This window comes from Nocardia sp. NPDC051463, from assembly GCF_040681975.1.
Classification (GTDB): domain Bacteria; phylum Actinomycetota; class Actinomycetes; order Mycobacteriales; family Mycobacteriaceae; genus Nocardia.
Map to the genome: position 1 here is coordinate 80,373 of NZ_JBFBAB010000004.1, position 25,683 is coordinate 106,055.

At 68.2% G+C, this 25,683-nt stretch carries 1 protein-coding gene (cut by both window edges); it reads right to left on the bottom strand.

All 25,683 nt of this window come from inside a single coding sequence — locus tag AB0M74_RS09060, sigma-70 family RNA polymerase sigma factor, on the bottom strand. Of the gene's 102,903 coding nucleotides, 5,884 precede the window and 71,336 follow it; the stretch shown corresponds to coding positions 5,885-31,567 — codons 1,962 (partial) to 10,523 (partial); reading right to left, the first codon wholly in view occupies positions 25,679-25,681. Both codon boundaries (start and stop) fall beyond the window edges.

Sequence of the window (25,683 nt, forward strand, 5' to 3'; positions counted from 1 at the left end):
CCGCCAAGCGCGCCTTGCTCAGCGAATCGCCAGCTGTGCCGTACTCCGCGTCCAGGTCCGCCCGGTTCCTGGCGTCCCGAGCGCCGGAATCGCCCGGCGGGGCACGATCGTCGCGCGGCAGACCCGCGAGTGCGGCGACCGGCACATCGTCTTCTATCGCGAACCGCTGGCGTACCACGAACGGGATCACAGCATTGCCGTCCGCATCAGCGACGATGCCGTGCACCGCAAGGATATTCAGCTCGGTGCGCTCGCGCAGCCAGTCCCGCACCTCGCCGTCGCGGAAGACCTCCTCCTTCCCCGCGACCCACTCGTGCACCACCAGATGCTCGTCGTCGTCGACTTCCACCTCGAACATGTGCCCACCGACCCGCCGACCGTGCCGGTAGGTGATGGCCCCCGCGATCGCACCATGATGTTTACTCACGTGCGCGACGAGATCATTGAGCGAACGGAAGCGCTGCCAGTCGGCGTCGGCCGCGTCCGCGACCGCCTCCTGGTGTACCCCTCTCAGCGGTACCGAGAACAGAACGGTCTCGGGCATTTCGACCATCCCACCGCGGCGCACCCGGAACTCCAGGAATCGCTTCACCGAGAGCGGAGCGCAGTTCGGTTTGCCCTCGTGCACCGGAAGATTCGGCACGACCGCGGTCGGATCGATCGGCTCGGACTGCCCGACGATTTCGGATACGAGGACGTGCATCTCGTCGTCGCCGTCTTCAGTACGCTCGCGGGCCAAGGTATCGAGCCGATCAGCCTGCTCCAGCAGCTGGTTGTAGCGACGATCCGCCCGGAAGTATTCCTCGATTGCCGCAGTCTTGACCCGCTGGTCATCGTACTGGCGCAGCACTTCTCCCGCGCCGGCCAGAGACGGGGTCATCGACACCCGCTTGCGCTGAGAAGTATTCAGGTACCCCTCGTGCAAGGCCGACACCGGCTTGCCGAGGCGGTCGGCAAGCTCCCGTAGTAGCGCGGCCCGCCGCGCGCGCGCCAGCCGCAACGTGGCAGGAGTCAAGGCTTCAGGGTCCACGCCGTATTCGGCGAGATCCCGCCCCGCGCGGCCTCGTTCGTCGTTCGCCCGGCGTACCTGGTCGGCCAAGACGGCGACACCTGCGCTGCGCGTCCACCATTGATGGTGCGTGATTTCGGCATCCGCGATGGCCAGTTCCGTGGTCGCCTCGATGAATTCGGTGATCCGGGTCCGCTCGTCCGTCGCCCCCGCAAGCAGGTGAGTGAGCTCGTCGCTCAGCTGATCCACCGACTGCCTCAGTCCAACGGCCACCGACTTCGCGCGGTCGCGTTCCCCCACGCGCTGCTGGGTAACCTCGTCGGCGAAGACTTCGAAGCTCTCGAGCAGCCGCGTATGCGTCACCAGACGTCGAACCTGCGCGGCAACCAGTCCCCGTGCCGCCTCGGTCTCCGACACCGGCAGCGGGCCGACGGTATCCAGGTATTGCTCGAATCGACGCACCTGAACGTCCGTGGATACCAGCAGCGCGGCATTGTCGAACAGATTGCTCAGGACGAACACGTGGTCCAGGTCGATTGCGATGGTCGACAGGTGGCGAACCGTTTCGAGCACCCTGCCGGGCTCGAGGTCGGCAGGGTCTACGGCGACCAGCTCGCCGTCGATCCGCAGGTGGCCCACCGACTCCGCCAGGTGTGCGGCCGCGCTGGCGCGGGCTTCGCGCGCCAGCGCGAGCCTGCCCCGGATCTCCCGTTCGGCTCGGTTCGGCGCCGAATCGATCTCGGCTGCCACACTGCCGTCCATCCGCACCTGGTTGACAACATCGGCGGAGTCGGTCAGGTGGTTTTCCGGTCGGCGGCCGTAGGGATCCTGCGCGCGACGCATGGCGTTGCGCTCCGCGAGGAGGCGTTCCAGCTGTGCGACGGCAGTGGTGGCCCGGTCCTGGGCGGGGGTGACCGAATTGTGCCCACGGCCACGGACAATGGCGATGAGCGCGGTGTCACCGTCGGCCAGACCCGCGAACTGCTGGGCCGCGGATTGCACGCCGGTGCTCAGCTCGGCGACGTCGAATACCGCCCAGTGCACCCGCTTCGCGGTGTCCGGGTTTCCGAACGCCACGGTCAGTTCCCGGGTTTCACCGTCGACCCGGTGCGAGAGCCGATGCACCGGCACTCCATCGGCCGCCAAGGCCCACAGCGCCTGTTGGATGTCCTGATGACCGGCGGCGATCGGCCGCCCTTCGTCGTCCGTGCGTGGGGAAGTAGTCGCGTCGAACAGCGCGGATTGCCCGGCAGCGTCCCGCACCGCGGTGGGCAGTCCGGGGGCATCGGCGAGGATCTCGGGATACAGCTCCAGCAGAACCCGGTGCACGTAGGGCGGCCAGGTGTGCCAGATCCGATCATTGGCCGCGGCGAGGCGGCGCACTGCGGCGAGGTCGGCGTCGGGTGGCGCCAGTAGATCTCCGATACTGCGTATCCCGGCCCATTCCAGCGCGGTGAAGACCACTGCCTCGTGGTCTGTGCGCACCTCTGCACCATCAAACTCCCGCAGCGAGGTGTACAGGTACGGCGGCGGCACCTTGATCTCGTCCACAGGGTCGGCATAGCTGACCGCGACCGGCGCCGACAGCACCCGCTGGTCGGGACCGGACAACGTGACGGTGCCGTCGGCGACGGCCCTGGCATGTTCGCCGACAGCCGACAGGGTGACTATTTCCGGCGGCGAGATGGATTCGTCCCGGGTCCCGATGAGTTCGGTGAGCTGCTGGTACAGGGTGCCGCTATCCGCGGCGTAACTCAATACCGCCGCAAACGACCCACCGGGAAACTCCGGTGTCACCTCGTTCATCATCCGAGCCAGATCCGGATCGGTGATCGAGAGGCCGTTGCCATCGTCCACCGGCTGCGGTGACACCGAGCCGTCGGCGACCTGCACGAACAGGTTCCGCGCCCGGTGCACCTCGCCGACGGTGAGCAGCGGGCTCCCCGACTCACCCGGCTTCGGGAACGCCAGCAATCGCACCGGCAGCTCGCCGGGCAGGTGCGAGGCCCAGCGTTCAGCGACGGTCAGCCGGTCGGCCCATGCGTCGAGTTCCGCGAGCCGGGCCGCGTTGCGCACGGTGGGATCGGCGGTGCGCAACTCGCGGCGCTCATGCACCAGCCGCAGCCGATTCACCCTGTCGCGCAACGTATCCGGCAGATCCTCGCCGGCCAGTTCATCGATGATGGTGTACAGGATCTCGTCCTGGGTCCCGAAATCGAGCGAGTCCCAGCGCAGGTCGATCTGCCGCAAGCGCAATCTGCGGCGAGCATGTACCCGCTGGTCGGGAGCGACTTCGTCGAATCCGCCCTCGGCCTCGACAGCGGCAACCGTACCGTCGGCCCGCCGGAGCAGACCATGCCACTTCTCCCGCGCCGCGGTCGGATCGAAGTCGACTGAACGGCGATCGAGGGTCGGCAATCCCGGACGCGGTGGAACGTATCCCGGTATCCGGGCCCTTCGTGCGCCGATACGGACGTTCTTGAAATCCAGACCCGCGACCGCCCGTGATGTGCCGTCCGGGCCGAGCGGGTCGGCCGCGGTGCCATCGGCTTTCAGCGCCATGCCTGCCAGGCTGGCCACGCCGATCTGGCCGGACGCCCATGTCCGGAACGTGGTCTCGGTGTCGCCATCGATCACCATCACGATGTCGCCATCCCGGTACACGGTGACCGCGTGCGAACCGATCTCGTTCGGGTTGTCGAAACCGTGATACCCGAGCACCGCGACCACTACGTCCCCGGTGAAATACACCCGGTCGTGCAGCGCCTGGAACGAGTCGAATCCGCCCCTTTTCCAGTCGGATCCGACGATCTCCGGTGCCTGCCTGGCATCGGTCCCCGGCAGCCCGGTCGGGTCGAGGAAACGCTTCGGCGGCCGCTTGCCGAGTTTCCGGTAGGCGGCGTCGGTGGCATCGAGCAAGCAGGTGCCGTGCTGCTTGTCGCCGGTGGCATTCTCGCCGCGCAGATGTGCCTGGACGGCGGTATCCGGAAGCTCGTAGCCGGAGAAGTCCCCGGGGCGGTCTTCGATGCGCGGCGAGATCAGCTGTGCGCCGAACCCGTCGTCCAGCGCGGCGTCGATCCTGGCCAGTTGCTCGCTGGCGACAGCGGCGGCGGGCGATGCGGGGAATGCGGCATTCGCCAGGTAGAGCTGGTCCTGTACCCGCACCCGCTCCCCGGCGAGCACCGCGAGCCGATCGGTGTGCTCGCGCAACCGGCGCAGCTGTGCGGCCGAGGCGTCCCGCAGTTCGGCGCGACCGGCCATCTGCTGCAGTTCATGTCGGATCCGAGCGACCGTTGCCGCCTCATGGCCGTGGGGCCGGTACGCCGTGGCGTCCTGGTACGTCGCGATCAGGTCGGCGACCTCGAGCCTGCCCGAGGAAACCTCGAAGCTGTGGCCGGTGTAGCTCTGCCGGTACTCCTGCCGGAGTCGGCCGAGGTGCTCGTCGGCCACCTCGACGCGCGCCTGCGCCTGCGCCTGCGCGGCCTGCAGATTGCGCAGGCGGCGCATGCGCTCGGCGACCGCGAGAATCCGTTCCCGCCTCGCGATCTCGACATCGGCATTCCGACAGGCATTCGCCGGCATCGTGCGTTCGGGCGCGTCGTGCTGGTCAGCGAACAGAGCGGCCAACTGCGATACCCGAGCCGGGGTGAGTTGTGATTGCGGAACACCCGACACCCATGCCAGCTTCTCGGCACTCTCGCGGCGCTTTTCGCGGTGTTCTTCCAGCTCCGCTGCTTGAGCGTGGACGTTGTCGAAGGTGACGAACTCGTTGCCCGGCTGGGCGCGCAGGTCGGTACGCTGCTGCTCGAGCATCTGCGCCAACGCACGCACCGCAGGGCTGTCGCTGGCGGGCGCGGCGACGGCGTCGAGAACCACACCGAACTCGCGCGCCATGCGCGGCAGTTGATCCAACCTGGTGTCGAACGCCATGGTGAGCTGACGCAGCGTATCGAGTTCATCGTCACCGTTGCGCCGCATGTTCCTGCGGCTGTTCTCGATCGCCACTGCCTGCTGATGCAACTCCGACAGTTCGTGCACCAACCGCCCGAACTGAGCTGTGGTCACGAGTCTCAGGTCGAGGTGCGCCTCGGCGCGGAATATCGCGGATTCGACCAGGTCGATCTTCGCGGCCCGCGCGGGCAGTGCGTCCCGTACCGCGCGGCGCATATCGTCCAGGTAGACGCCCACCTGCAGCACGTCGGTATCCGACGGCGTGGTCCGATCGCCGAAAATCCTGCGCTTCGCGGCGGCCACCGAATCGCTGAACCGACGGTTGCGCCGCTGCGCGGCGAGCGGCACCGGCCGGGTGAAGGTGGTGCGGTATTGAGCCAGCTGTTCGTCGGCCAGCGCGGCCCGCAGCAGAGCACGGTCCCCTCGGTCGGCGTGCAGCCGGATCGTGCCCGCCGCGTGCCGCTCGGCGGCGAAGTTCGCGAGATCGGCGGCCAGCCTGCGCGGGTCGGCGGCCTGCGACACCACGACCGCCACGGTGCGGCCGGGATGCGCGCGGTGTTCTTCGGCGTACACGCCCACCGCGTCCCGCAGACCGGTACACAACGACAGCGCATCCGATTGTCCGTTGACCAACACCACCACCTGGTCGGCGGTGCGCGGATCGCCGACAGCGGCGAAGTTGGAGACCCCGGTCCAGCGCAGGTCGAATGCCGGGGCGCCGGGCAGCGCCTGCGTCCACTGTCTGGCCCTGGCCACGATGTCGTCCAGGTCGGTTCCGGCTTGCGGCACACGGCCCTTGATGGCGTCCCACACCAGGACGCCGTCCCCCCGGCTGACAACTTCGAACGTCGGCGGCAGCTGTCCGGGCACCCGGACTTCATGGATGGCCTGGGTGGAAACGATCCGATGCACCAGGTTCTCGCCGACCGCGGTGACGGTATCGGCCGCACTCCCCTTGGCGCCGTAGCGCAGCACCGCGACCGTGGCCGTCAGCCGATCCGGCTGGTTCTCCACCTGTGCGATGTCGGCGGCCTCGTTCACCCGCGCGGTCAGCTCGCCCGGTTCGGCAGCATTCGGCGCCGCGAACCAGACCTGGTGCTGCGCAGTGGTTTTGCGGTCACCGAATTCGAGAACCAGCACCCCGTTGTCGTAGGACATCAGGTGCACCGGCAGGCCCATCGCCTTGCCGCGGGCGTCGGCGATCTCCACCGCCTTCTTGATGTCGCGCAACTCCTCGAGCCGAACCAATCCGGCGGAATCGAGGACACGATCGCGCGCATGCGCCTCCAACTGCAGGAGTTCCCCAACCGCCGCGAGCCGGTTGTTCCTGTCCTGCCACCGGCTCGGCGCGACTTCGGCGGCGGCGAAGATGTCCGCGTACTCCTCCGAGAAGGCCACGCGAACATCGATGTCCAAGTGCTCGGAGGTCGCGCGATCCCAGAAAGCGACCGCACCCCACGCCTTGGCCCGCGTGGCAGCGACATCGACGCGATTGCGGTCCGGCCGCAACTCCTGCACGCTCGCCAGGCGCGCGGCGCGGACCGAAGCATCTATCGCCGCACGCCGCATGCGCGACCGCTCATCGTCCCGGTTCGGATCCCCGGCCACCGCCGCCTCGACGAGTCGGCCCTCGGCGTCCATCACACCGGGCATGTCCCGCCCGACCACGCCGGGCGACTCGCCCTCGCCCAGCGGATTCAGCGGCTGTGGGGGACCGTCGGGAACGGTACCGAAGACGATGCCGTGCAACCGTCCGCTGGGCCTGTCCTTCCACTTCGAGAACGGCAGGTCGAGGACCTCGTGGCCCTTGCGTTCGTGCACCCACACCGTGCCGTCTTTACCGCGATACAACACGAACATGTGTGCACCGACAGCACCGTGGGTGACTGTGCCCATGACGATCTCGCCGCTCGCGGCGCGCTCGCGCATGTCCTCCAGCTCGTCGAAACCGCCGGATTCCCACTGTGCACCCAGGATTTCCGCGATACGGGTGGGCAGTATGCCCTCGGCCCAGATCGCGCTGTCGAACCTCGACGGCAGGTCCGCGACTTCGACGCCGAGGACCTGCGCGACGAACCACATCGCATCGAGGGCACAGATTTTCGGGAACCCGGACAGGTGCGCCTGTTGTGCTCCGCTCAACTCGTCGGACTGCCCGAGCCACGCCGTCTCACCGTCGAATGTCGTCGACGAATCGGCCTTCGGCGGCGGCACGGCGGGCACCGTCCGAATTCCGTCGGTGGGCGCGGGCGCCGGTTGTGTCCGCCGGTCGACCCAGCTCTCACGGCCCGCCACCTTGGTACCGATGCCCCGCCGCCGCACCAGATATCCCTGAGCGTGCAATTCCGCGTAGGCATCATCGGCGATCTGCCGTGACAGGACCGGAAGTTCGTCCAATTCCCGCAGCGTGGGCAGGACGGCGTCCGGCATCAAGTCACCGGATTCGATCGCCTTGCGCAACGCATCCGCCAGTTGCTTCCAGCCGATCGGGGCGTCAGCAGCTCGGGTCGCCGACGAGCCGAGTCCGAGTATTTCCAGCAGGAGTTCGGGCGAAATCCGCCGATCCACCGCGAAGACCCTGGAGGTGTCGGCCCGCTCGGTCTGCCAGCTGCTCTGGTTCGCGACCTGAGCCCCGATACCGTCGCCGAATACCAGATACCCTTCGTCGCGCAGCTGCGCGTAGGCCCGGACCACCCTATCGGCGGACAGCCCCGGACCGGCGGCGAATACCGGCGACGAGGGCAACACCAAGCCGGGCTGCAGGTCTCGCGCCTGGATGGCGCTGCGCAGTGCGGCAGCCAGTGTCGCTGCGCCCGTTACCGATTCGAATTCTTCCGGACGGGCACCGAGAATCTCGAGCAGATCCGTCGGAGTGATCCGCCCCGCTGTCGCCAGTCCCGCGTCGACGAAGGATTCGTCTTCAGCCGGCCAGCGTTCGGCGTCGGCAACCGTTGTCCCGGCACCGCCGCGTCCCCGGAGCAGATAACCCTCGTCGCGCAGCTGGTTGTAGACCTGCCGCACAGTGCCCGGTGTGAATCCGGGATACCGGCCGAGGGCCTGTTCGGTGGGGAGCTTCGAACCTACCCGCAGTAGACCGGTCCGAATAGCCGTACGCAGAGTGTGCCGCAGTGGAGCGAGGGACTGGCCCGACCGCACAACCAGCTCCGGCGATATTGATCGCAGGCGCCACGCGAATTCGCAGACGCCGGCGTCCAGGTCCTCCAGCCATCGATGCGAGCCCGCCACCATTGTGTGGTCGGTGCCGGGCGTCCGCAGCAGATACCCCTCCGCGGCCAGCTCCGCATAGACCTGCCGCACGGTGTCAGGGGTGAATCCCGGATACGAGCCGAAAGCCTCGATCGACGGCAGCTCCGAACCCGCCGGCAGCTCGCCGGCTCGAATGGCCGTCCGCAGCATGCGCAGCAAGGCGAGGGACGGATCCGACTGCTGGTCCAGCTCGGCGGACACCCGCTGGAGCAACACCATGAATTCGGCGGGGCGGGTGTCGAGAGCAATAACTCCCCAGCACACCGCCAGAACCACGCACTTGGTCCGATTGGTCACACCGAATTTGATGTTGATCCGGCTGAAATGCCTTCTGACGGTTTGCCAGGACAGCCCGAGTTCGTCACCGATCTGCCGGTTCGACCAACCCAGCGCGGCCAAACCGAGCACCTCGCGCTCGCGAACCGACAGCTCGGGCACCCGGCCGTCGAGTGCGCTGTCATGCAATTCGGAGAGCCTGGCTCTGGTGAGATCGCCCCGGCGCACTGCCGCGATGACGGCGGCGGTCCGATCCTCGACACCCAGCTCCCGGAATACCTGTTTGACCTGGTGACGTACCGTTTCGACGGATGCTACCCCGAACTGCTCGGCGATCTGGTCGTTCGACAGACCCGCGGCAATTCCCTCCAAAATCGCGGTCGTGCGCGGAGTCTGCTCGTCGGGCTTCCGCCACCGCGCCACCAGCGTGCCAGCCCCTGGATGACGCTCCAGATACCCCTGCTCGGCCAGCGTGTCGTAGGCCCATTCCACAGTCCCCTGGGACAACCGCGGATGCATACCCAGATGCAGTGGTGTGGGCAATGTTTCCCCGACTGCCAACAGGTCGGATCGAATTGCCTCGCGGAGGTCGGCGGTCAGGTTCAGCCGGTGAATCGGAACCGCGCGCCCTCTCACTGGCCGAGCCGATGACCCGTACCCGAGCAGCTTCGTCAACTTCTGCGGCGTGATTGGCTGAGCTGTCGCCGACTGCTCACTCGGCACCGAGGCCAGGTCAGCGTCAGCGTCGATCCCCTGCGGCCACTCCTTACGATCGGTGACCGCCGTGCCCGCACGTCCCGAGCCGGTTGCCAGATAGCCTTCGACCCGCAGTCGGCTGTATGCCGCGGCGACGGTTTCCACGGCCATGCCCAACCGTTTGGCCGTCGGTGTCGCCCCGGGCAACCGCGAATACTCCGGCAACAGGCCCGAGATGATCGCCCGGCGAAGCACGACCTGGAACGCCGTGGGAGTGCGCTGCGCCGTCAACGCCGTCCCTGGTGACGCAGCCTCGAGAATTCGGATGAAATCCGCGACAGTGAGTCGGTCCCCGGCCGCAACCGATCGTGCGGACCGGCCGGAGCTCGATCGATCGACGGCCTCGCCGGGCATGGCCGAGCCCGGGTCACGGCCCGCCCCGGCACCGTTGTCGCCCGCTTCCACCGCCGGTCCTGCTGCCGCATCGGCGCTCGTCGACGACAGTGATCCGGCCGCCCGGTCATGAGCGTAGGTCGGCGGCACATCCCGAGGCGCTGTGGACGGCGGCATGTCCGCAGTGGTGCCGACCTTGAAGTCCTCGTCGTGCTCGCGCACCCGCACTGTTCCGTCGCGGGGGGCCACCACCCGGCACGTTCGCCCCTTGTCGTCCAGGAACAGGGCGAACACCGGCTGGCCGGCTTCATCCGGGGACACGACGAGATCCCGCTGGTATATACCCATTCCGAGGTCGCGGCGCTCGATGTGCTCGTTGCCGTCGTCGTCGACCGACCGCCTCAGCCAAAAGGTGTGGCCGAGGGCACCCTCGCCATCCTGGCCGCCCTTGGTCGGCACGAACACCACCACGCCGACTTTGTCGCCGCTGCCCTTTTTCTGCGATTCGCGCTGGATGGCCCACTCGCGCAGCATCTTTGCCACATCAGCAAAGTCGGCCACCTCCTGCGCCCTAAGGTGTGAGTCGCCCAACGCCCTGGTCCACCTGGCCCGCTTCGACTGCGGCAAAGCACCTTCGACTTGGCTGACAAATGTTCCGGCCAGGTCTGCCTCGTCCAGCGCCGACAACAGTTCCTGGACCGAAAGCCCGTAGTAGTCGGCGATGTCGCGGAGCATTACCTGCGCGCACTGGCCCAGTTCGTGCGCGAGCAACGAACCCACCGGGGCGACCGACATACCGGTATCCGGGTGCTCGTAGGACGCCAACCCTCCCCGGGCACCCCTGGCGACCTTGGCCATCGCCTCGTCGGGGGTCTGCGGGGACAGCGCCCCGTCGAACTGGCCTTCGAGGTCGATGATTTCTTGGTAGAGCCGGACGAACTCGTCCGCGAGCGGCACCAGTTCCCGCAGGGGGCCCACCCGGTCGAGGGCCGAATCATGGTCGGACTGCGCACTCTGTTGCGTCGACTGGTCCACGGTGTCGGCGATGACCCGGTCACGCAGCAGGCGCACCTGGTGCGACCACTGCGACCTGGCACCGAGCTGGGCCTCGGACATGCCGTGTGCCGCAGCCTGTGCGACCACCTGGGCGGCAAGGTCGTCGTACTTCGGCTTCGCGACCGTGTACCGATCGACGGCACCGTCGAGCTGCCGTGACTGCGCATCCAGCCGCGCGAATAGGAGCGCCCAGTGCCGGTAATCTTCGGCGGCCGTTCGCAACGCGTCGAGAACCTGGTGGTGATGCGCCAATTCGGCGTCGTTCTTCCCGTCCCGGCCCATTGCCTGGTCCAGTCGGGCGCGCCGAACATACAGGTCCTGCTTCAGATCCTGCACGTGCTCGGGATCGCGGTAGTCGTTGGGATCTATCCGGATCCGGTCGGTATCGGGACCATCCGGGAAGTGCCGTCGGTAGCTGCCGCGGGCCACTGTGTACCGGTCAGCGGCGGCCTGCTGTTGCGCGTACGCATGTCGGCGAGCGGTGGCCAGCGCATCCAGTCCGGTCGACCAAGTCGAGAGCCGATGCGCCCACTTCTGGTCCTCGATCAACTGTTCCAGCAGCAGGTAAGTCCGGGCCGCAAGCACTGCGGGGCCCGACGCCCGCTCGCTGATGGCCCGAACCCGGTCCGGCACCGAGGCGTACGGGATCTTTTCCGTGTCGGCGATTCTTCGCCGCGCGGTGGCCCATGCCGACAACAGAGTCCCGGGCGCGCTTGCCAGGCTGAGCGATGCGTGAATCGGCGACAACTCGCCGAGCTGATGTGCCGTGCCTGCGGCCGACTCCGCGGCACGCTGTTGTTGAAGCGCGATGTACCCGGCAAACTGATCCAAGTTCTTACCCTGTGTGACACCAGGATCCGTGGTCGGAGTCTGCGCTGCGGTCGAGGCCAAATCGAAGGTCTCTTTGGCCGCTTGAATCCGGTGGATTCGGCGCTCGGTCTCGTCGAGAACACCGATCAGGGCCCGCAGTTCGGCGCACACGAGCGCCGCTTCCCGCTCCCCGCCCGACAGGTCCCTGTCAAGATTGATCTGCTCGAGCTCCGCGTCGGTCGGCACCGTATCCCGGCCGAGCAGCCGGAGCAGGCCCAGCAGCTGCTCCTCAGCCCGGATCCGCTGCTGTTGCAGCTCGGTGCGCTTGCGCTTACCCACAACCGACCGCAGGTCCTGGGCGGACAGACCGTGGAATTGCAGGTTGATCGGTTGCCCGAAAACTGTGGGCCGACGCACCGGCTGTTCTGCCTCCAGCAGCGCCCCGGCCAGATCGTCCAGGTGCACCAGCTCAGCGGCGAGCGCCGTGTACTCCTGCTCGGAAAGCTCGACCTGCCCGCGCCGGGCAAAGGCGGCCTGTAATGCGTTGTCCAGGGCCTCGATCCGACGCTCCCAGGCGATGAATCTGCGGGCCTCTTCGACACGAGTCATCGCGTCGTGCACGGAGCGGAAGTTCTCTTCGGCACGCGCCACCTCGGGCGGCTTCTCGGCCCACTCGGCCAAGTTCGCCAGTGCCCGTGCCACCGCCAGGTCGTCGTCCAGGTTCGCGGGCAGCTGAATATCCGCGCGCTGTTCGTCACTCAGCGGCACCACGTCAAGCAACGAATTCAGCATCCGGCGCGCTTCGCCGCGTGCGGCCAACCAACGATCCCGCTCGGGAGAGGGCTCCCGCCGCAGCACTGCCGCCAGGTCCTGCGCCGAACCTGGGAACAGCGACGAAAGCTGCTGCCGCAGCTGCCGGTGCCGAACACCGGCAGCGGTCCGCAGTATCGTCAAGTCCGCGCCGAGCTCCGGCGTGGAAACCGGCACGGCGGGCTTGCCCGGCGGCTGCGCCGGTTTGTCCGGATCGCCGTCGAAGCGCGCGCCCAGGTTGAGTCGCGGGTGGTCGGCGCCGGGGCTGTCGGGCGGCTGTTCGCCGGGCTTCAGCTTGTACCGCGGTTTCTTGAATTGGTCGAAAACGATGCCGTACAGCGGACCTTCGGGTTTATCCCATTCGTCGAACCGCACATCGTGCACCTGGTCCCCGACACGTTCGTGCACCCGCACCACGCCATCGGAGCCCTTGTACACCACGAACATGTGCGCACCGACATCGCCGAAGTCGACCGCACCCACCACGACCTCGCCCTGCTCGGCGAGCAGGTACATCTCCTCGAGCGACCCGAACCCGCCCGGCTGCCACTTCGCCCCCGCGGCCAGGGCCACGGCCTTGGGGCTCATGCCATCCAGCTGCAGCGCGCTGTCGTGCGGCGACGGCGGATTCACCGGCAGGCCGAGGATTTTCGCGGCGAACCACAGGGCGTCCACCGCGCACAGCTTCGGAGTGTCGCCGAGCAGGTGCAGCACCCGCGGCTCGGTCGGGCGTTGTGGTGGTGTCGAACCGTCCGAGGCACCGGGCGGTAGCGATTCGGGCGGCGGGACGCTCGGCAGTCGTGGCGCCATGCCGGTCGGCCGGGTCGCCGACGGATCGTGCCCCGCGGGATCGTCGAGCAACCGCGTGAGATGGCTCTCCGCCCAGGCCACGTCACTGTTCAGGGACCGCTCGAGTTGTGGTGCCTCTCTTGCCGATTCGGCGGCCATTCTCGCCTGGGCGATCCCGAATGACATGTTCCGCAGTCGTTCTGCGGCCGGGTGATACGCCGAATAGGAGGAGTCCTGCAGCACTCGCTCCAGGACCTCGCGTGTCAACTGGTTCGGCGTACGCACCCCGAGCTCGTCACGCTTCTCCGAGCCGAGGTCGGTCAGCAGGTTCGCTGCCTGTTCCTCGGCTTTCTGAGCCGCCATGGCGGGCCACCGCTCGACCGGACCCCATTCGCGCGAGATGACAGCGTCTTCGCCGAATACCCGTCCGACCAGGTCGCGCGAGAGTGCCAGCATTTCCTGGGTGGAACGCAGCTCACGGGCCGATCGTTCGAGTCGCTTCGCGTGCCCTTCGATCTCACCGGCCGCCCGCGCCCAATGCTGTTGCGCCCGAGCCGCGTCGATCAACTCGCCGAGCGCGGCCGACAGCTCCGGCTCACTGCGCTGCTCGAGCTCTTGCACCTGCGTGAACCACGACTCGCCCGCGGACTCTTGGCTCGCGCTCAGCAACTGGGCGTCGATGTCCGGCATGCGCATTGTCAGGGTGCGGCGTAGGTTGACGAACCGCATTCTCGCCGCGAACTTTTCGCGGTGCGCCCGATTCTGCGCGCTCGACAGCATGTCGAGCACTCGGATCCGATCTCGGTAGCCGTTCATCTGCGCGATGGCGTCGTCGAGCGTGCGCAGCTCGCGGACCTGCCGAACATCGGCCACGCTCGCCCCGCGTGAGTCCAGCTCGTCCTCCGCCGTGACGAGCCCACCCTCGTCACGCAACTGCTCGGTCGTCAGCGCCCACGAAAGGCCGACGTGCCGCTCGTTCAGCTCAGCGGCCAACCGCTCACGCTCGGTTCGCCACGCCGTCACCGCTTCGTCCGGTGTCCGCGAGGTCGTGTCCACTGTCATGGGCGTGTGGGTCACGTCCTGCCAAGCCCACTTCGCCATCGCATCGTGGCGGGATCGGATCAGTTCGGCGCTCAACACCCCCTGCCGTGCTGGGCTACGGCGCCCAGGGCCGCTGACGAAATCGGCCAGCCTGCTGTGCAACAGGTCGCTGAGCATCCGCTCCGTCATAGCGTGCGCCTCGACGGCGCGAGTCCAGTCCAGCAGCGCGCGCCGTTCCTGCACCTCCCGGGCCAGTGCCCGCACGGCCTCTCGGTCGATAACAGGGTTGTCCTCGATGCGCGCGATCTCCGCGTCGAGCTGTTGCGTGGACAGCGCCGCCGGATCGGCGTCGGTCTCCAGGAAGCTGCTCAACAGCAGCCGCGCCTGGTGATATCCCTCGTTCAGGTTTCGGAGGGCAGCCCTGCTCTGCTGGGCTGCGTCGGGGTTCAGCTGATACGTGGCCAGGATGTCTTCGCCGAGCGCCTGCGGAAGCTCTGGAGGTGCCATCGGCCCCAGCTGCTCCAGTTCACGGGCGAGATCATCGAGCGCGCGCAGATCACCGACCATCCGGCTGTACGCATCCGTGCCGTACGGTGCGTCAGCCAAGGATTCTCGGATCACATCCGGCAACTGCCTTATCAGCAGGTCACGAAGATCGATTCGGTCCAGCTCCCGAAGCAGGCGCATGGCTGCGTGCCGCGACTGGAATTCTCGCGCGGTTTCGGCCGAGACCTCGTGGCTGTCGATCCGTTCTTTCAGGTCGGCCAGCTCCTGCTCGGCCAACACCGGATCGGCCAATACCTCGGCCGGAATTCCAGCTTCCCGCGCCAGCTGAGCACGGACGGTGTCCAGATCGGCGACGAACCTGGCTCGAGCAGGCGAATCCTGCTGAAGCAGCTGTTGCGCGTTATCCACGGTCCGAGCCCAAGAATCCTGCTGTTCAACAGAATCCACATCCCCGCCATCGAATCGCGAGAGCAAAGCGGCCAGCCCCTGGAACAACGTCGCCGCCTGGACACGGTCGGCCTCGCCCAGCTGCCTGAGCCCACTGCCAGGTGCGGCGCCCTCCGGATCGGTCTGGTCCACCCGCGCACCCATGTTCGCGATCGCGAACGCCTTACCCGCCCCTGGCGCGGGTCGCTGGCCGGGGGCAAGCGGAATCGCCGCGGTCCCACCGGCATTGAAGACGATGCCGTGCCACCCGACCACACCGGACAAACCCTTGCGCCACGAGTCGAAGGTGACCGCGGGCCGGTTCCCGTCGCGGACCATGACCCGACCGTTCTCCCGGTAGATCGCCACCGCGTGCGCACCGACCACGCCTTCGCGTTGGAAGCCGTCGAACGCCACCGACCCGATCATCACCCCGCCCTCGGGCACCGCGGCGGCCATCGCGTCGAAGTCCGCGAACCCGTTCGGATCCCAGTCCGCGCCCACCAGCATCGCACCGAAATCGCCGAATACTCCGTTGTTCGACGCGGACATCGACGCCAGCATCTTGATCCGACGACGCAGGTCGGCAACCATCGGGTCGGCCTCGGGGTCCACTCGCGGATCCCGCAACCGAGCCTGCAGGGCACGGTCGAGCGCGATGCGTGCGGCCTCCGGGAAACAGTTGCTGGCAACGCCTTCCACGCGGTGCGAGGGCTGCCACGCCAGGATGGCCTCGCCCGGGAGCGCGACGTGGACCTGGTCACGGTGGCCGGCCAGCGCCTCGTCGGCGCGGGCGTTGAATACCAGGCCCGCATCCGCCGCGTGCGGCGAAGCGGCGGTGGCTATGTCGTGGTGGCCGACCAGGCGTACCGCAGGCACCCGCTGTCCTTCGGGGCGGGCGGCCAGCATGTCGGCCACCGTCTGCGCCAAAGCCGCAGCTTGTCGGCGCCGAGCCTGCGCATCGGGCTCGACGACGGCACCGGTCTCGGCGTCCGGCCCGATCCATACCACCGCGGCGGCCGGCCGTTCGGAGGCGGCGACATCAGCGACCGCAGCCGCAGAGGCCCGCATCAACACATCGTCGCGCGAGCGGGAATTCCGGTCCACCGCATGGAAACTGATGCTCTGTGCGGCATCCAGATCGCCGATCACCAGCACCGTGCCGGTGGTGCCGATCATCTGCACGGCCGGATGCCCCGGCACCTGCGCGGTCCACCGTTCGGTGGCCGCAAGCAGCTCCGCCCTGGCATTCACCAGCATCGACCGTTGGCGCTGCTCGGCGGTGAGACTGTCCACCGCCGACAACTCTTCCCGGCTGCGGCGCACCATCAGCCGCATCGCCTCGTCACGCGCCGCCCGTGGGAAACCTTCGGCGGTGGCGACCGTTTCGGGTGTCGCCTGGATCATCGCGCGCTGGGTGCCCGGGTCGGTCCAGTCCCACGCGATCGCGTGATCATCCGCCGATCGCGCCCACGACCGGATATTTCGCCACCGATCTGCCGCTCGGTTGTGCTGCTGCTGGCTGAATCCGGGGTCCGCGGGCAGCGCCTGGCGCGGCTGGGCACGCTCGGAATCCACTCCGCCGCCATGCGCCGCGATGCGCAGCTCCAAGGCGCGCACCCGGTTGGCGGCCAGGTGATATCGCCGAGTAACGATGAGCAGATCATTCAGCTGTCGGAATCGCTCGGGGTCCGTGACGGACAAACCCTGCCCCTGCCGTCCCAGGGCGTCCTGGTCGGCCAGGAATTGCGCCACCCGGCCACGAGCTTGCGCGTGACCGTCACCGGTCAGCTCCATCACGTCGATCGACAGTTCCGCGACGACTCCGCCGGGCAGGCTCCCGACCACCTGCCGCAATGCCTGATACGCGCTCGCGTGTTCGGTGACCAACGCCTGGTGTCCGGCTCGCAGCCCGAGTGGGATCGGCAGGCCGTCGGAATCGGCGTTCGGCGCAGGCACGAGCAGCGGGCTGGGACCGTCTACGGAATGTTCCGGCGGCACAGCCGGGATCCGCTGCTCCGCGAGCCGAACACGCTGCGCGGCTTCCTCCTGCCGACGGACCGCGTGCGCGATGTCCCGGTCGGTGTGCAGTGGATCGCCGACACCGATCGGGTGCGGCATGGTGCTCAAACTGTGGAACTCGCTGTGCATCTGCGCAGTGGCGGAAACGACCCCCTTGTGCATCAGCGATACGGCCTCGTTCGCCCGCGCCGACACCACATCTCGCTGTTCGCGCAGCGTGACCGCCCAGTCCGCGAGCGCCGAGACGTAACCCTGTTCGGCATCGCTCCACTCCGACCGGGCGCCCGCCACGTCGAGCCACGTGCGGAATCGGGCGACTCGCATCCCCAACTCACGGAAGTGGCGCGCGGCAATCTCCACCTGGGTCTGCGCATGTAGCGGGTCGGACACCATGGTCAGCCCAACCATCGACCGCAGCTCGTCTTCGAGCCCGTCCGGCGAGGTCAGGTTCGCCAAGCTCACACCCGGCAGCCGCTCGACCAGGCCACGCAGCTCGGTCCAGGACCGCTGGTACTCCCGCGCCAGTGCCTCGTAGTCACGCCGCGCCCCGGCGGGCATTCCCACCGGGGCTGTGGGTAGTGCCCGAGGCGCGGGCTCGCTCGGCGCGCACGACACCAGGGTCAGGGTGATGTTGCCTCGCCCGCCTTGTCGCAGCGCCTGTTCCAGCAGGTACGCGCTCTTCGCGGACAAGTCGCCCGACTCGTGGATCAGGACCTTCGCCAACTCCGCCACGTCGGGTTGGGTGGCCCACAGCCCATCGGTGTCGACGAGCACGAGATCGGTGGCCGACACGGTGCCGGAGACAACGTTGCCCACCGGCAGGGTCTCGCCACGACCGAGTTGGTGCCGCAGTCCGTGTGCCACTGGCGAGCGCAGCGCCGCTCGCTCGGAAATGTTCCTGGCCCGCATGAGATCCGCGAGGAACGAGTGGTCGGTGGTCACCGTCTGCGAAACACCCTCTCGCCGAAGCACTTGCACACGGGTTTTGCCGACCCAGCCCGCCACGTACTGCCCCGGCTGACCATTGCGACCGGGCTGCACCATGACCGCCGCGATCGTGGTCTTGGGCGGCTTGTCGGCATTCGCGTACTCGGCGGCGGTGAGCGCCTCTACTTCCGCCTGTGCCGCGACGATCGCTTCATGCATCGCCTGTTCAGCCGCTGCCTTGGACAGCCGCTGCCCCGGGCGGAGCCCGCTGGCGACAGCGGTCAGGTACGCGAGTGCCTTCTCCGCGGCCACTTTGGCGGCGCGATGGCCGTCGATGCTGTCCGAATCACCGTCGGTCACCACGGAAATCCGGATCGGTCCCTCGGAGGTATGGACCACCGCCGCGGCCATCCAGTCCTCGTTGCGAGTCCTACGCTCGTGCGCACCCAGGTCGCTGACCCCGACGATCGAACCCAGGTCGACCTCGAAATGATCGACCGCCGCGGTGCCGGAATCCACTGAACCACGCTGCGTAGGAACATCATCCAGCGAGAACCCGTCCGCCCACCGACCGCCCATAGCCGCGAGCGGGCGCAGTACGGGATCGGCGGCCAGCGCCCGCATGGCCGCACGCGCCTGCTTTCCGGTCTTGATGAAGCGCTCCCATTCGGGATCCATCTTGAACGCCACGAACGGTGCGTTCGGCTCGGCAGGCCGCTCGGCCTGCCGTGCGTCACTGGCCTCCGCGATCTGCTGGACCACACCGAACGCGGCGTTCCACTCCTGCACCGCGGCGGCATACCGCACCAGCACTTGGCGCTGCTGCGGCGAAAGCGGCCTGCGCTGTGGCGCACTCAGCAGGTCGGCAAACGCACCGACATGCTGCTCCCGCTGCCTGAAGCGGTGAACGGCCGCTGTCAACGGCGATGTGACAGCCGCCTCCGCCGGGCCCGCGACCGGGCTGTCGGCAGGGTGTCCGTTCTCTGCGTCCAGCCTGCGCGCCCGCCGCACATTCGTGGCCGCCGCCGCCATGTCGCGCCGTGCCTGCTGGTAGTCGAGCAGGGTCTGCAATCCCTGCTGCAACTGCTGTTGCCCGACGGGCGGCGGATCTCCGGGTTCGTTCGGCGTGCACAGCAACGCGACGCCGCTGATGTTGTCGTCTTCGTCGTTGTCGAGCTCTACGTCGATCAGCTCGTTCAGAGCGGCGGTCAGGTCTCCGTTGTGCGCGGCGAAGGCCCGAGCGAACGCCGGTGCCTGCCGGTTCGCACCGCCGATCCCGTCGGAGTGAACAAACAGGATCTCGTTCTCGGCGACATCGATGTCGGTGAGGTATCGGTAGTGGCGCTGCTGTCCGTCTTTCACCGGTGGGCCACCGCCGCCGTCGCCCTCGGGATCGGTGTTCTGCATGCCGAAGCCGAGCACGTTCTTCAAACTGCCGCTGCTCGTCTTCGCCTCGCCGGCCATGGGTGCGACCACACCGGCCAGATCTGCGGGAGGGATGTCGGTACCGGCCTCGCGCGCCGCGTCCATCGCGTCGTAGAGCATCTCCATCCCGACGAACGTATGGTCGAAGGTCGCCGTTCGGGACTTGCTCGGGTCAGCGGGGTCGAGTACGTCGACGCGACTGTCTCCGACCCAACCCGCGGTGGCCCGCCCCGGTTTCCCGTCGTGCCCCGGGTCGACCAACACCACCGCGATCGTGGCCTGCGGCGGTCGCTTCTTCGGGGTGCCGCCCTCCTTCATCACCTCGATGGCCGCATCGAGGACCTCGCGATACTCGTCCTTGGTCAGCTTCAAAACCGCGGCCTGCGCAGCATCGATCGACTTGGCCACCATGTCCCGGCGCTGCTGCTCGGTGATCACCTCGCCGGGGTGCGCTGCCAATGCCGCGCGCAGACTCTCGCGGGCCGCCTTGACCGCCACGGACGCGGCGCGGTGGCCGTCCACCGACACCGACACTCCGTCGGAGACGATCGCGAACCGGATCGGCCTGCCTCCCACAAAGATCACGTCGGCAGCCATCGCGTCCTGGTTGCCGTTCTTGTCCGGCCCCCGATCACTCACTCCGACAACGGATCCCAGGTCCATCGTTTCCCGGGCAAGTTGCGCCCAGGTCGCCTGCAACGGGTCGATCGCCGCACTCACCCGGCGGATAAGTGCGCGTCCTTCGGCCGGGTCGATCTGGTTCAGCACCGCGTCGCGCACGTCCTGCACCACGGTGTGCCATTCCGGCAGCGCGGCGGCGAAGCGTCCAGCTGCGGCGAGCCACTCCGTCGAGTGCTGTTCCCGCTCCCCCACCTCGGCGAGGAGCCCTTTCACCTGGTCGGCCATGCCGTCCAGCTCGTGGTAGTGGTTCGTGTGCGCGGCCAACTCGCGCCATCCGGGCAGCGGACGCTGCGGGTTGGACGACAGACCGTCCACGGAGCTTTCCGGCTGGCCGGTCGACGGTTCGGCCAGTCGTAGCAGTTCGGTGGCGAACTGCTCCGACGAATACAACCTGGCACGGGAGCTGTGGTTATCCCGCACAGCGTCCAGCGCGTTCATCGCGGTTTCCAACTCAGACCGCGCGTTTTCCCGACGCGCTTCCAAATCGTCCAGCGCCGCCTTCAACAGGGTCTTCGTATGTTCCAGCGTCGGCGGAGGGTTGACACGTGGAACACCAAGGCGGGCAGCCGCTCCGAATTCGGCAGCTTCCGGCCGCGCACCGATATTCGCGACCGGGAACGCGATACCCGCCATCCCCGTGGTCCGACCGTCTTCATCGAGCGCGAATGCCGGTGACCCGTCGGCATTGATGACGATGCCGTGCCACCCGACCACACCGGACAGCCCTTGACGCCACGATTCGAAGGTGACCGCGGGCCCATTCCCCTCGCGCACCATGACCTGATCGTTCTCGCGGTAGATCATGACCGCGTGCGCACCGACCACCCCGTGTTGTTGGAAGCCGTCGAACGCCACCGCCCCGATCATCACCCCGTCTTCGGGCACCGCGGCGGCCATCGCATCGAAGTCCGCGAACCCGTTCGGATCCCAGTCCGCACCCACCAGCTGCGCGCCGAAAGCGCCACTCAACCCGTGCTCCGGCACCCCGAACAGTTCCACCCTCGCCAAGCGATTGCGCAGATCAGCGATCACCTGGGGGTCGGCGTCCGGATTGCGCTCCAGTGCGGCCAGCACTCGCGCCAACCCGGATCGGGCCGCTTCCGGGAAACAGTTGTTGGCACCACCTTCCAGCCGATGTGACGGCTCCCAGCGCGCCACAGCCGGGTCCGGCGCATCGACCTCGACACGGTCGCGATGCGCCGCCAACACCGAGTCGTCCCACGCGTGCAACACCAGGTCCGGATCGGCCTGCGGCATTCCCTCGAAACGCCGATTCGCCGAAGTGGTGTCGTCGTGCCCGACCAACACCACATCCGGGGCCGAAAGACCGTTATCGGTACGGTCTTTCAACATTCCGGCGACATCGTCGGCCAGGGTGCGACCGTCGCCGGCCATGACACGGTCGCTCGGCCCGACCCATACCACCGCGGCGGTCGGCCGCCCGGCCGCCGCGACCCCGTCGATCGCGGCCGCCGTGGCCCGCATCACGGTCGATACCGGATCGTGGCTGTTGCGGTCCACGGCGTGGTAACGGACTTCTTCCGCGGCGTCCAGATCACCGATCACCATCATCGATCCGGTCCGGCCGATCATGTTCACCGCAGGATGCCCCGGGACCTGTGCCGCCCACCGTTCGGCCGCGGCCACCAGGTCCACCTGGAAGTTCACCACCGCCAACTGGTTCGGGTCGGCATCGCTGCGCTGCCGCAGTCCTTCTCGGTCACGGTGCAACGCCAGCCGCATCGCCTGATCACGGACCTCATGCGGGATGCCCTGGATGCCAGCGATCAGTTCGGGCTGTGCCTGGATGATGGCCCGGCGCGTGTCGAAGTCGGTCATGTCCCACGTGACCCGGATATCAGCGGGCGACTGCGCGAACATCTGGATGACCCGCAACCGTCGCACCGCCCGCGTGCGCTGCTCATCGGTGACCCCGAGATCCGGGATCAGCGTCGGTCGCGGCCGCGCGCCCAGGGTGTCCACGCCGTCGCCATGCGCTCGAATGCGCTGCTCCAGGGCCAGCACCCGGCCGTCTGCCCGGTGGAAGCGTTGCGTGGTGTGGATCAACCAGTCGATCCTGCGCGCGAGCACCTGACTCTCGGACAGTTCGGTCGCGAGCTGTCGCAACGCGTCCTCGTCGTCGGACACCTCGGTCATCAACTGCCGCAGCACGTCCTGGTCACGCGAGGCCTCGGCCACCAGTTGACGCAACGCGTCGAGCGTGCTGCGGTGATCCTCGCCCATCAAGTCCTCGACGGTGACCGGCAACGAGCCGATCAAGCCGCGCAGTGCATCTCGCGCGTTCGCCCGCTCGGCGACCAGCATCCGGTATCCCCGCCGCAGCCCAGGCGGGATCTCCAAGCTCTCGTCACCCGAGCGGGTGTCGTCGAGTTGCCGCACGGTCCGGCCGACTTCGTTCCACGCCTCGGTGTAGCGGCGCACCTCCTGCGACACGTGCGGGTTGCTCAGGATCGGGTCGCCGTCGAGGACCGGACGAGGCAGCGCCAGCAGCGGCCGCAACTGCGGGTAGCGATGCTCGGTCAAGGCCTCGGCGACGCCGGACAGCGCCGCCTCCCGCAACTCTCGCAGCGAAACCGACCAATTCGACAGCGCGGTAAGGTAATCCGCGTCGTCACTGGTCCACAGCAACAGCGGCCGGTCGCCGACCTCGTCGAGCCGCCGCCGGAACTCGCGCAGCTGTGCATCGAGCGCGTGGAAATGACGCGCCGTGATCTCCAACCGGAGTTCCGCTTCCTCGGGAACACCCGCCGCGACCCGGTGCATCGCCTCGGCGGCCAACCGATCCGGATCCATCAGGTCTTCGGGACGCGCTCCCGCCTCCGCGGCCAGTCGCCAGAAATCGGCGCGAGCCCGCGCGTATTCGTCGGCCACGACCCGGTAGTGCCGCCGGAACCCGACCGGAATCCCGGCGGGCGGCGGCGGCAGCAGCCGCGGCGTCGACTCGGCCGAGGCACCCGAAACCAGCGCCAAGCTGATGTTGTCGTTCCCACCGCCCAGCAACGCCCGGTCCAGCAACCGGGTGCCCATGTCCCGCAGGTCGGTGTTACGGCCCTCGTCCAGGACGATGTCCATCTCGTCGGGATCCGGGTTGCTGCCCCACAGCCCGTCGGTGCAGAGCAACAACAAGTCGGTATCCGACAACTCACCCGTGCTGGTGTACTGCGGGGTCAGCGCATCATCCGGTGCCGGTGGACCGCCGTCCTTTCCGAGCGCGTGCAGGATGTTGCTGGTCTCGGAATCGCGCAGCATCTCACGCAGGGACGGCCGCTCCTGCGGCGGCAGATCCGCATTGAACGCTTGCAGATACGTCAACATCGTGTGGGCCTTGGACACCACCTCGGACTCGCCGTCGGCCCGCAGCAGCTGAACCCGGGTGTCACCGACCCAGCCCGCCGCGTACTGCCCTGGCCGTCCGTCGCGTCCCGGCTTGACCAGCACCGCCGCGATCGTGGTCTTCGGCGCGCGCGGGTCGTCGGCATACTCGTCGGCGGTCAGCTTCAGCACCGCTGCCTGCGCGGCGGCGATCGCCTGCCGCATCGCCCGGTCCGCTTCCTCGGCGGTGAAAATCCCCTGCTGCTGGGCCGCGAAAGTGGCCAGGACGGCACGCGCGGCACGCGCGGCGACCCGAGCGGCACGATGAGCATCGGTGGTCGATCCCACCCCGTCGCACACCACCGAGATCCGGATCGGCCCGTCAGCGGTGTGCACCACTTCGGCTTCCACCCAGTCCTGGTTGTGCGGCTTGTCCGCGTTCGCGCCTTGGTCGCTGATCCCGAAGACCGAATCCAGGTCGAAGTCGAAATGAACGATCGGAGCGTCTGCATCGTCGGCGACCGTGCCGTCGGTCAAGTCGACCGGACCCCACCCGCCGTCCCACTCGGCGACCGGGCGCAGGACGGCATCGCCTGCCAGCCGCTGCGCGGCGGTGCGCACCTGTTGGGTGGCCTCCTCGTAGCGCCGCGTCGTCGCCTCGTCCACCTCGGCGTCCGGGCCCGCGGCCCGGTGCGCGGCGTCCACACCCTGCCACTGCGCCACCGCGGCACCGTAGTCCAGCAACCGCTGCTGCTGCCGCGCCGAAAACCTGTCCGGCAGTTCCACACCCAGCAGATCGATGAATCCGTCGACCCGCCGTTGCGCTTCCCGCAGGCGGTTGACCGCCGCCAGGGTCGCCGCCTGCTCCTGCCGCTCCTGCGGGCCTGGTCCGTCGTCTTCGGGGCGCTGCGCCACCCCGGCCTCGAAGTCGGCCTCGTCCAGCTCACGCGCCGCACGCAACGCCTCCGCCGCGTCCGTCATGGCCTGGCGCGCAGCGTGATAGGTGACCAGGTCGTCCAGCCCGGCCCGCAGCTGCTCCGCGTCGAGGTGCTCCGGCAGCCGCAACGCCGCAAGCAGCTGACCATGGCTCCCGCTCGTACCCGGCACCGACCGATCGCCAACGGCCGCTTCGGATTCCGTGGCCCGGGCGGCGGCGCGAGCGGCGGCGACGGTGCGAGCGACGCGAGCGGCGAACTCCGCCGCCATGCTCTCCACCATCTCGATCTGGCTCAGCAGCATCGCAATTCGCTCGTGGCCCGCACTGTCGGCATCCGGATGCGCCGCCCGGTTCTCCGGAGAATCCTGCTCCGCGGCCAGCTCACCCCGCGCCCATTCCAACCACACCGCACACGCATCCGCGCGAATATCGTCGGCAACCCCCGCCGCCAGCAGCACAGCGGCCGGCATCAACGCCACACATGCCGCCTGCGCGGCGGGTTCCAACCGCGGCAACAGCTGGGTGAGCCGCTGCCCCCCAGCGCGCGCGTCCGCGATCAATTCCTCGAGCTGCACCCCCTCGCGCGCCAACGCCGTGGCCAGAATCCGCTGATGTTCGGCAACTCCGGTGTGTCCGGCGTTGTCGTCGATGTTCTCGGCGTCGATCTCGGGTTCCAGCGCGACATCCCGGTACCACGCCCGACCGTAGAGATCGACTGTGACCTGCTTGGCTTCGACCCGGTAGCGGGCCTTCATCCACGGCTGCAGCTGGTGTTGCACCATCAGATCCGGACGCTGGCCGGCCAGTAGCACCACCTTGTCTTCGAGCAGCAACTGCACGCCGTCGCCGAGCGACATCGCTGGCCCGTCGGTGAGCGTGCCGAGCAATTCCGCCGAGACAACCTCCGTCATCCGGTGCAGCAGCTCCCCTGCCTGCCGCTCGGCCGCCGGGACGCCCGCCACCTCCCGGCTGAACTCCGTCAAATCCGCTGCGAACTCGGCGGATCGGAGCTCCGCAGCCAAGAGCTCGCCGGTGGCCACTCGTCCCTGGTTGGTCGCCTCCGCGCGGGAGAACCCGCATCGGAGCACGACCTGGGTGATCGCCGCCCGCAGACCGGCGAGGCCCTCGCCGAGCGCGCTCGGGACGGCCAAATCTCCCTGGAGTTCGCCGAGGAACCCCTCGATCTGGGGGCGCAACCAGGCTTCGTAGGCCGCCGCCAGCTGCTGCGCGTCCATCCCGGTCGGATCCACACCTGCCCGCCTGACGCGGTTCTGGAGGGCCCACAGCTCGAGCTCGCGCCGCCGGAGCACGGACTGCAGCAGCTGCG